This window comes from Stenotrophomonas sp. PS02300, assembly GCF_029959395.1.
Taxonomy (GTDB): Bacteria; Pseudomonadota; Gammaproteobacteria; order Xanthomonadales; family Xanthomonadaceae; genus Stenotrophomonas; species Stenotrophomonas maltophilia_AD.
In genome coordinates, this window is sequence record NZ_JASCOP010000139.1 from 1 (window position 1) to 10,179 (window position 10,179).

The following is a 10,179-nucleotide window of genomic DNA, read 5'->3' on the forward strand; positions in this document are numbered from 1 at the left end:
GCCAGAGGCCGACACCTCCTCCTTTACTTCGCCTCCAAGGGTATGGGGGCCCGGCACTCGATCCACCGGCGTTGCACCCCGACTCCCGCTTTTCCCTGCCAACCGCAAGCCGAGCCCCGTCGCGGCCGGTAGGTCCCTGGCAAAGTAAAGGAGGAGGGGGCGGCCGCAGGCTGCCGCCGGGGGACATTTGCACAGGGGCCTACCGGTCGCGGCGGGGCCCTCAACGCTCGCGATAAAAAAAGCCGGCCATGTAGGCCGGCTTTTTGATTCAAGGAGCCTTCGGTGATGCCGCCGCTGCGACTGGCGGCTGCCACCCGCACATCTGGCCCTGGTTCTGCTGCTTGAGCCATTCGTTGACCGGGGTGAAGTACTCGATCATCGGGCCGGCATCGAGCTTGTCGCCGCCGGTGATTTCCTTCAGCGTGGCCTGCCACGGCTGGCTGGCACCCTTGCTCAGCATCGCCCAGAACTTCTGGCCTGCTTCCTTGTTGCCGTAGAAGCTGCACTGGTGCAGCGGGCCCTTGTAGCCGGCCGCATCGCACAGGCCCTTGTAGAACTGGAACTGCAGGATGCGCGCCAGGAAGTAGCGCGTGTACGGGGTGTTGCCCGGCACGTGGTACTTCGCGCCCGGATCGAAGAACTCCTCGCCACGCGCCGAGGCCGGGGCCACGCCCTGGTACTTGGCCTTCAGGTCCCACCACGCCTTGTTGTACTGGTCCGGGGTGATCGAGCCATCGAACACGCCCCAGCGCCAGCGGTCGATCATCAGGCCGAACGGCAGGAACGACACGCCACTCAGCGCCATGCGCATCTGCGCGTTGATGGTGGCCTCGCGGCTTTCCTGCGGCTTGTCGACCAGGCCGATCGAGTTCAGGTACTGCGGGGTCATCGCCAGCACGATGGTGTCGCCGATCGCTTCGTGGAAGCCATCGTTGGCACCGCCCTGGAACAGCGGCGGCAGCGGGTTGTACGCCAGGTCGTAATAGATGTGGCCCAGCTCGTGGTAGATGGTGGTGAAGTTTTCTTCGTTCGGCTTGATGCACATCTTGGTGCGCACGTCGCCTTCCATGTTCATGTCCCACGCGCTGGCGTGGCAGACCACGTCACGGTCCAGCGGCTTGATGAACTGGGTCTTGTCCCAGTACGACTTCGGCAGCGCCGGCATGCCCAGCGACACGTAGAAGTCCTGCGCGCGTTCGGTCATCTGCTTGGCGGTACGCAGTTCGGCTTCACGCTGCGCCTTGTACAGCGCTTCCACGTTCGCGTTGCTGCCGCCGGCCTTGGCCAGCGCACCGCTCAGGTTGGCCTGGTACTGCTTTTCCAGCGCGGCGGTGATGTCCAGGCTGCCCGCGCCCGGGTACGGCTCGAGCTGGTCCCACAGGTTGGACCAGTCCTGCTGCCACATGTTGCCCAGCAGGTGCGCGGCGATCAGGCCGCCTTCGGTTTCCGCCTTGTCCTTGCCATAGGTGCCGTCCAGCTTGGTACGCGCGTAGCAGTGCAGCTGCTCGTACATCGGCTTGACCTGTTCCCACAGGCGGTCGGTTTCCGGGCCGATCTGTTCGGGCGGCATGTCGTAGCCGCTGCGCCACATCTGGCCGGCATCGGCGAAGCCCATTTCCTTGGCGCCTTCGTTGACCAGGCCGACGAAGCGCTGGTAATCGGCGCGCATCGGCTTGGTGGTGGCGTGCCAGCCCTGCCAGGCATCCAGCTGCTTGTCGTAGTCGCGGCTGCGCGCCAGCACCTGTTCCAGGTCGCCGAGCTGGCGGCAGGTGGCCGGGTTGGCCTCGTCGGTGCAGTACTTGCCCGAACCGTAGGCGCCTTCCATGCGGCTGGCGATGCGGGTCAGCTCGCCCAGCTTGGCCGGGTCGCGCGGCGCCGGCATGGCGGTCATCAGCTTGAGCAGGTGGATCTGGCGCTTGGTGTCTTCGCTCATCGGCTGGCCGTCGTACGTGCCGGCCTGGGCGATCCAGCCATTCAGGATGGTCAGCCAGCGCTCGTTGGCCTTGGCCGCCACGCGCTCGGAATCGTCATTGATGTAGGTCGAGGACAGCCACTGGGCCGAGGTCATTTCCGGGTACAGGGCCTTGTACTCGGCGTTGACGCGGGCGATGAACTGGTCCGCGGTTTCGGTCGGCGCGGCGGTGCCTGCGGCCGGTGCATCGGCCTTGGACGGTTCCTTCTGGCAGGCCGCCAGCGTCAGTGCGGCAGCACCGACAGCCAGGGCCAGCAGGAGCGGGCGGTGGTTCACGGGGACATCCTTGGGTGGTGACAGACCGGCGAAGGCTAGTGGGGCCGCCGCCGCACCGCAAGGGCCACAGGTCCCGTCAGCGCCCGCAGCCGGCGAACAGGTCGCGGTCGCGCTCGTACAGCGCGGTCTTCACCTGCATCAGGCCCAGCACCGACGGGAACACGTTGTCATGGTCGGTGTACTGGCTGGCACGCCGGCGCACGCAGGCCAGGTCCAGCCCGCGGCTGGCGGCGAAGCCGGGCGAGAACCACATCGTCATCGGCACCCGGGTCTGTTCCTGCGGCGCGATCGCGTACGGCACCCCGTGCAGGTACAGGCCCTTCTCGCCGAGCGATTCGCCATGGTCGGACAGGTAGATCATCGCCGTGTCGTAATCCTGCATGCCCTGCAGCGTGCCGATGGTGTGGGCCAGCAGCTGGTCGGTGTACAGCAGCGCGTTGTCGTAGCTGTTGGTGATTTGCTCGCGGCTGCACTTGCCCAGGTCCGGGGTGTCACAGGTCGGCGTGAAGCGGCGGAAACGGGTGGGGTAGCGCTCGAAGTAGCTCGGGCCGTGGTTGCCCAGCTGGTGCAGCACCACCACGCGGTCGCCCGGCTTGGCGCGGACCTGTTCGGCCAGGTTGTCGATCAGGATCTCGTCCATGCAGCGGCCGTTGGCGCACAGGGTGGGGTGGGTGGCATCGTCCAGCGCCTGCATCGGCAGGCCTTCGCACACGCCCTTGCAGCCGGACTGGTTGTCGCGCCACAGCGTGCCGATGCCGGCGTGGTCGAGCACGTGCAGCAGCGACTGGTGCGCGCGGATCTTCTTCTCGTCGTAGTCATGGCGGCCATACGGCGAGAACAGGCAGGGCAGCGACACCTCGGTGCTGGTGCCGCACGAATGCATGTCGGGGAAGTTGATCGCACGGGTCTGCGCCAGCTGCGGCGTGGTCTGCCGCGCGTAGCCGTTCAAGCCCCAGTTCTGCGCACGCGCGGTTTCGCCCATCACGATCACCAGCAGGCGCGGCTTGCTGTCGACCGCGCGCGGCGTTGCCTTTGCATCCAGCCCGATCGGAAGTTTCGGCGCGCGCTGGATCGGGTTGTCGCCGCGCAGCGCCTTGGGCAGGCCCAGCAGGTAGTTGCCGGGCGTGGCCAGGTAACGCACTTCGCGCTGGTTGCGCATCAGCGCCGACATTTCCTGGAACGACAGCAGCGAGCCGCCCAGTGCCACTGCGGCCGACAGCAGCAGGAAACCGCCGCGCCACAGCAGCGCCTTGCCCCAGCTGCGGCGCAGCAGCTGTACGCGCCACAGCACCGCCATCGGCAGCGCCGCCAGCAGGACCAGCGGTGCGATGAGGCTGGGAGTAATCAGCTCGCGGCTTTCCTTGTGGTCGGTCGCCAGCACGTTGCGCAGCATGTCCGCATCCAGGTAGATGTGGTAGCTGCCCATGTAATGCGCGGCCATCGCCGTGCCCAGCAGCAGCACGCCGATCATCACCTTGGCGTTCCAGCGCCACACCAGCAGCCCCATCAGGAGGCTGTGCGCGCCGACCAGCAGCAACAGCAGCGACAGGCCGAAGCGCAGGCTGCCCGGGTGGGTGGCCATCGCGCTGTGCCAGAACAGGCCATTGCAGGCCAGCGCGAAGAACACGCTGGTGAGGGCGATCAGGACTTCCGTGGACCAGGTCGGGCGCCAGTGACGCACGGCGGTGAACGCGGTCAGGCGCGGCATGCGCGATGCGACGGTGTTCATGCGCGTACTCCGCGGGCGGTGATGCGGCGAACCAGCAGGAACAACAGCAGCGACACCGTCCAGCAGGTTGCCAGCGTCCACAGGTCATGCGACAGGAAGTGTGCGCCACGCAGCTGCTGCGCGGCACCGAACACGCCGCCGGCGACCAGCCCCACGGCAAGGCCTCGCCAGCGCCAGGCGGGGCGCACCAGAAGCGCGAAGAAGTACAGGCTCACCCAGGCAAACCCGGCGCTGGAATGCCCGGCCGGGAAGCACACCCCGCGCGGCATGCCGTGCGGGCGGGTGGCGAACAGGCCCACGTAGTCGCGCAGGCCGCCGTAGCGCGCCAGGTCCCACGGGCAGTCCATGTTGGTGAGCGATTTCAGCAGCGACACCACGCCGGTGCCGAGCGCGACGGCAAGCACCAGATAGAGCAGCGGCCAGCGCCATGCGGCCGCGCGTTCGTGCCGCCACGCGTGGAAGCACAGCACGATGGCCAGCAGCGTTGCCGCTGCGCTCAGCCACTTGCCGCCCTTGTGGATCAGCTGGCTGGTGGCCCATGCGTTCTGCAGGAGCCAGTGATGGCCTTCCATGCGGTACAGCTGGTCCGCCAGCCACTGGTCACCCCCGCCGACCATCAGCACGGCGCTGGTGGCCAGGACGGCCAGCAGCGGCCAACCGAGATGGCGGCGCAGGAACCCGGACGCCTGCGCGGGGGCATCGGAGGCAAGCGGGACAAGTGCAGGGGAAGCAGGAAGCATCAGGCAGGGCCGGCGGGGAAACCGGCGCCATGGTCGTCAGCGGCGTGTCGGAGACCGGTCGGAGCGATGTTCCCCGCGCGTTAATCGCCCGCGCCGTGCATCTGCGATTCAGTCACCGTCGTCCACGCCGACGGCTGCATCCTTCGACAGCTCCGCGTGGCAGGCCGCATTCCATGCCGTGCCGGGTACCAGCCACCAGCGGTTGCGGTTGGCACTGCCGATCATCACTGCCTGCGCGCGATCCACGCAGGGACTGATCGCCTGTTCCAGGACCAGCAGCCAGCGGTTGTGCGGCGCCTGCGCCAGCCACGGACCAGCGTCATGCCATTGTTCGTCCCACGGGCGCTTGAACCCGAAGTCGGTCACCGGCCGGTCGGCCTGCAGCAGGTTCTGCTCGCGCCAGGCCAACGCGCCCAGCTCGGCCGACGGGCCGATCCGCTCGCCGACCTGCTGCATCAAGGCCGACGAAGAACTGTACGGACCCAATGCAGGCATCAGGCCCCAGCCGTGCAGGTTCCACAGCAGCACCGCAGTCAGCACGGCAAGCATGCCGGCACGCCGCTGGCGCAGCCAGGCGGCCAGCAGCAGCACGACGATGCCGAAGCCGAGCAGCCAGCCGCCCAGTACCGGCAGCAGGTTCTCCGGCATGCCGCGCTTGGCCAGCTGTGCGTGCGCCCACGCACCGTCGCCCAGCAGTTGCACGCCGATCCCCAGCGCCGCCGCACCCAGTACCAGCACGTAGGCCAGCAGCAGCCAGCGCGGACCGGGGCGTCGCAGCAGGCCGGGCAGCAGCGGCGCGGCGGCCACGCACAGCGCCGGCAGCATCGGGAAGATGTAGACCTCACGCTTGCCGGGGCTGGCAGTGAAGAACAGCAGCACCAGCAGCGCCCAGCCCAGCAGCAGCCACCAGCGGCCATCGCCGCGGCGCAGGCGCCGCCACCAGCCAGGCAGCAGCGCAGGCAGCAGCAGGCTGCCGGGCAGCCACAGCGTGGCGATCACCTGCAGGTAGTACCAGGCTGGCTGCACGTGGTGCCAGGCATTGGCGTAGCGGGTGCCGGTCTGCTTGAACAGCAGTTCGCGCGCATAGCCCTGCAGTTCCGGCGAGGGATCATTGAGCAGCGCGATCCCAAGCGGACCCAGCCACACGGCAGTGCCGAGCAGGAACGCCGGTATCAGCCACAGCAGTGAGCGCGCGCGGGGCAGTGCAACGCCGGGCCGCGGGTGGCCTTGCCAGCGCCACAGCGCCCACGGCAGCAGCACCAGCAGCGGCAGGAAGCCTACGCCCTTGGTGACCGTGCCCAGGCCGGCGGCAACGCCGGCCACCCACAGCATCCGCCTGTTCGGCCGTTCCAGCAGGTGGCGCAACAGCGCCCACAGCGACAGGGTGGTAAGCGCGACCAGCACCATGTCGATCTGTGCGCGCTTGGCCATCAGGCCGAACTGCAGGCAGCTGGCCAGTGACAGCAAAGCCCACCATGCGATGCGCCGGTTCCACAGGCGCCGCGCCAGGTCCCAGCTCAGCCACAGCGTGGCCAGCGCGGCCAGCAGCGAGGGCAGCAGGAAGGCCAGGTTCCAGTGCCCGATCAGCTGGTAGGTGGCCGCCTGCATCCACATGAACACCGGCGGTTTCTCGGCATACAGTTCGCTGCCCCGGTGCGGCAGCAGCCACTGGCCGGTCTCGACCATGGCGCGGGCGGCCAGCAGGAAACGGGGCTCATCCGGCGGGGTAGGGGCACGCAGTCCGATTCCCGCCGCGAGGGCCAGCAGCAGGGCAAGGCAGGTGAGCAATGGCCACCGATGGCGCGTCAGTAGTGTCGGCAAGAGGGCAGGCGATTCCCGGAAGAGCGGGCACTTTGGCCGAAGCGATGTAAGAAAAGCGTCGAATCGGGGCAATTGCGACTGGATTCCGACATTGCCGGGGCTACCATGGCGGCCATCGCCCCCGAGTTCCCGACACATGCGGCTCCTGGTCATTGAAGACAACCGCCAACTGGTCGCCAACCTGTTCGAGTACTTCGAAGCGCGTGGCCATGTCCTCGACGTCGCCCCCGATGGCGTCACCGGCCTGCACCTGGCCGCCACCCAGAACTACGACGCGCTGATCCTGGACTGGATGCTGCCGCGCATGGAAGGCCCGGACGTGCTGCGCCGCCTGCGCGTCGAACATGGTTCGGAAGTGCCGGTGATCATGCTCACCGCGCGCGACGAACTGCCCGACAAGATCGCCGGCTTCCGCGCCGGTGCCGATGACTACCTCACCAAACCGTTCGCCCTGCCCGAACTGGAAGTCCGCCTGGAAGCACTGCGCGTGCGCGCGCAGGGCCGCAACCCGCGCAAGGTGCTGGAAGTGGCCGATCTCATCCTGGACCTGGCCACGCTGGAGGCGCAGCGCGACGGCCAGGCCCTGCACCTGTACCCGGCCTGCCGCAAGCTGCTGGAAGTGCTGATGCGCGCCAGCCCGGCGGCGGTCACCCGCCAGCAGCTGGAATTCGCGCTGTGGGGCGACGAGCTGCCCGACGGCGACCTGCTACGCTCCCACATCTACGAACTGCGCCGCAGCGTGGATGGCCCGTTCCAGCGCAAGCTCATCCATACCCTGCCGCGCGTGGGGTACCGGCTGGGTGCACCGGCCACCGAAGGGCACGATGAAACTGCGTAAGCCCGCGCCGCTGCACCGGCGGCTGGTCTGGTGGCTGCTGGGCTACCTGGCGATGATCTCGCTGGCGGTGTTCAGCGTGGGCAACTACGTGCACGAACATGCCGAGCACTCGGCCTGGCGCGCGCTGCTGAACTCCGAACTGGACAGCATTGTCAGCCACATCGAACACGAGCCGCACTACCGCTGGCAGGACTCGGACACCCTGCGGCTGTTCACCGTCGATGACAGTCCCGAGGTTCCGCCGATCCTGCGCACCCTGCATCCGGGCCTGCACGATGGCGTGGAGATCGCCGGCCGCGCCAGCGCGGTGATGGTGCGCGACACGGCGGGGCAGGGGCGTCTCGCCCTGGCGCTGGACATCAATGACTTCCACGACCTCGAAGAATTCGCCACCCGCTGGGTGATGCTGGCGAGCGTGGTGATGATCGTGGTGACCGTGGTGATGGCCTCCTTCGGCGTCAGCCGCCTGGTCAGCCCGCTGCGCTCGCTGGCCCGGCATATCGACGGCCTCAAGCCCGGCGTGCCCGGCCAGCGCGTCGAAGTCGACCCGCGCGGCAGTTCCGAGCTGTACGTCATCGCCGCCGCGCTCAACGACTACCTGGCCCGCAACGAACAGTTCGTCGAACGCGAACGGGTGTTCATCAGCACCGCCAGCCACGAACTGCGCACGCCGATCGCGGTGATCACCGGCGCCGCCGAACTGGCGCTGGAGCAGCCCGCGCTGCCCGACCGCGCGCGCCAGCAGATGCAGCGCGTGCACCGCACCGCGCAGGGCGTGGAGCAGCTGATCCAGCTGCTGCTGGTGCTCGCGCGCGAACCGGCGCGCCTGGCCGCGTTGAAGGAACGCATCCCGCTGGACCAGCTGGTGCCGGACATCATCGAAGACCACCGCCACCTGATGGGCGACAAGGACCTGCAGATCGCCGTGCAGGGCCTGGCCCACGTGGACATCATCGCGCCCCTGGGCGTGGTCCAGGCCGCGATCGGCAACCTGCTGCGCAACGCCATCGAAAACAGCGGCCGCGGCACCATCACCATCAACGTGTCCGACCGCGCCGTGGTCACCCTGCAGGACCCCGGCGAAGGCATGAGCCCGGAAGAAATCGCTGCCGTCTACGCGCGCATGGCCCGTGGCGACCGCAACGGGCAGAGCGGGATCGGCCTGGAACTGATCGCCCGCCTGTGCGAACACCTCGGCTGGGCACTCACCATCGAACAGAGCGAACCACGCGGCACCCGCGTCATCCTCGATCTCAGCGCCTCGCTGCCGCAGGCCTGAAAACGCCGCAGCGCAACGTGGCGCACGGTGAAGACAATGTTAAGCTCAGGAAAGCGTCGCCTCATGCGGCGCTTTTTTTTGCCTTTTCGATCGACAGAGGATCGCATGCCGACCGAACCCAGTACCGCCCTCATCACCAACGACATCGTTGGACTTGGCCTGATCGCCGCCACCCTGGCCCTGATCTTCTGGGCCGCCAGCGGCCCGACCCCATTGCTGAAGAAGATCTTCGCCTGGGTCCCCGCACTACTGCTGTGCTACTTCATCCCGGCCATCTACAACACCGCCGGCCTCATCGACGGCCACGACACCGCCCTCTACAACCCCATCGCCCGCGACGTGCTGCTGCCCGCCGCCCTCGTCCTGCTCACCCTCTCCATCGACCTCAAGGGCATCCTCAAGCTCGGCCCGAAGCTGCTCATCGTGTTCTGCGCCGGCACCTTCGGCATCATGCTCGGCGCCGTGGTCTCGTTCCAGCTGATGTCCTGGATCCACCCTGAGACCGTGGCCGGCGACACCTGGGCCGGCATGGCCGCGCTGGCCGGCAGCTGGATCGGCGGCGGCGCCAACATGGTCGCCATGCGCGAAGTGTTCGGCACCGACGCCACCACCTTCGGCCAGTTCGCCGTCGTCGACGTTGCCTGCGCCAGCCTGTGGATGGCGGTCCTGCTGTTCCTGGCCAACCGCGCCACCCAGATCGACGCCCGCAACGGTGCCGACACCCGCGCCATTGATGAAATGAAAGCGCGCATCAGTGCCTACGAGGCCCAGAACGCCCGCATCCCCAGCCTCACCGACCTCATGCTGATCGTCGGCGTCGCCCTTGGCGGCGTCGGCCTGGCCCACGCCATCGCCGCCCCACTGAGCGCCTGGTTCAAGGCCAACATCAGCTGGGCCAGCCAGTTCAGCCTCGACAGCGCCTTCGTCTGGGTCGTCCTGCTCTCCACGCTGCTCGGCCTGGGCCTGAGCTTCACCCGCGCACGCAAGCTCGAATCCGCAGGCGCATCCCGCCTGGGCACCGTGTTCCTGTACTTCCTCATCGCCTGCATCGGCATGCAGATGAACCTGCTGTCCCTGCTGGATCGCCCGTGGCTGTTCCTGCTCGGCGTGATCTGGATGCTCACCCACATCCTCGTGCTGTGGATCGTCGCCAAGCTGGTCAAGGCGCCGTTGTTCTTCTTCGGCATCGGCTCGATGGGCAACATTGGCGCAGCCGCATCGGCACCAGTGGTGGCAGCGGCGTTTCATCCCAGCCTGGCGCCGGTGGGCGTGTTGCTGGGCACCGTTGGCTACGCCACCGGCACGGGGTTGGCATATGTGACGGGCTTGATCCTCAAATGGATGGCCGGAGCATAACGACACAATCAGCATCGTAAGGGCCGGCCAACGGCCGGCGCTACCGCTTTCCGTTCCGTCATCCGAAACCTGTGGATGGCGGGGCGGCGGTGGGGGTGCGGGACTGTAGAAAACATGGATGTTTTCTACAAGCCCCCATGGATGGGTTCACGGCGTGTCCCGCACCCC

The 10,179-nt window shown here is 67.8% G+C and carries 7 protein-coding genes; 3 read left to right on the forward strand and 4 right to left on the reverse strand.

The genetic code is table 11. The annotated features are described in order from the left end of the window. Positions 1–268: 268 nt before the first annotated feature. The 4 genes from QMX79_RS17950 to QMX79_RS17965 form a co-directional block, all read right to left on the reverse strand. The gene (locus QMX79_RS17950) at positions 269–2,248 is read right to left on the reverse strand and encodes a M2 family metallopeptidase (RefSeq protein ID WP_282247976.1); all 1,980 of its coding nucleotides are present in this window, start codon (positions 2,246–2,248) and stop codon (positions 269–271) included. 76 nt (positions 2,249–2,324) lie between these two features. Then, entirely contained in the window at positions 2,325–3,977 is a 1,653-nt protein-coding gene (locus QMX79_RS17955; protein WP_282247977.1) for a phosphoethanolamine--lipid A transferase, read from the reverse strand. Beyond that, entirely contained in the window at positions 3,974–4,594 is a 621-nt protein-coding gene (locus QMX79_RS17960) for a phosphatase PAP2 family protein (protein WP_282247982.1), read from the reverse strand. The genes QMX79_RS17955 and QMX79_RS17960 overlap by 4 nt, the downstream gene beginning before the upstream one ends. A gap of 231 nt (positions 4,595–4,825) precedes the next feature. Further along, positions 4,826–6,538, reverse strand: a complete 1,713-nt coding sequence (locus QMX79_RS17965; protein WP_282247978.1) for a glycosyltransferase family 39 protein — start codon at positions 6,536–6,538, stop codon at positions 4,826–4,828. 136 nt (positions 6,539–6,674) lie between these two features. Between QMX79_RS17965 and QMX79_RS17970 the strand changes: the two genes are divergently transcribed. The 3 genes from QMX79_RS17970 (at position 6,675) to QMX79_RS17980 (ending at position 10,011) form a co-directional block, all read left to right on the forward strand. After that, positions 6,675–7,376 (forward strand): response regulator transcription factor, encoded by a 702-nt coding sequence (locus tag QMX79_RS17970; protein ID WP_282247979.1) that lies wholly within the window; start codon positions 6,675–6,677, stop codon positions 7,374–7,376. Further along, entirely contained in the window at positions 7,363–8,655 is a 1,293-nt protein-coding gene (locus QMX79_RS17975; RefSeq protein ID WP_282247980.1) for a HAMP domain-containing sensor histidine kinase, read from the forward strand. The genes QMX79_RS17970 and QMX79_RS17975 overlap by 14 nt, the downstream gene beginning before the upstream one ends. A 105-nt stretch (positions 8,656–8,760) precedes the next feature. After that, positions 8,761–10,011 (forward strand): DUF819 family protein, encoded by a 1,251-nt coding sequence (locus QMX79_RS17980; protein WP_282247981.1) that lies wholly within the window; start codon positions 8,761–8,763, stop codon positions 10,009–10,011. Positions 10,012–10,179: the final 168 nt, after the last annotated feature.

Bases quoted from the DNA above. Each gene is read 5' to 3' on its own strand.
- QMX79_RS17955 (WP_282247977.1), bottom strand. From the start codon at position 3,977: ATGAACACCGTCGCATCGCGCATGCCGCGCCTGACCGCGTTCACCGCC.
- QMX79_RS17960 (WP_282247982.1), bottom strand. From the start codon at position 4,594: ATGGTCGGCGGGGGTGACCAGTGGCTGGCGGACCAGCTGTACCGCATG.
- QMX79_RS17970 (WP_282247979.1), top strand. From the start codon at position 6,675: ATGCGGCTCCTGGTCATTGAAGACAACCGCCAACTGGTCGCCAACCTG.
- QMX79_RS17975 (WP_282247980.1), top strand. From the start codon at position 7,363: ATGAAACTGCGTAAGCCCGCGCCGCTGCACCGGCGGCTGGTCTGGTGG.
- QMX79_RS17980 (WP_282247981.1), top strand. From the start codon at position 8,761: ATGCCGACCGAACCCAGTACCGCCCTCATCACCAACGACATCGTTGGA.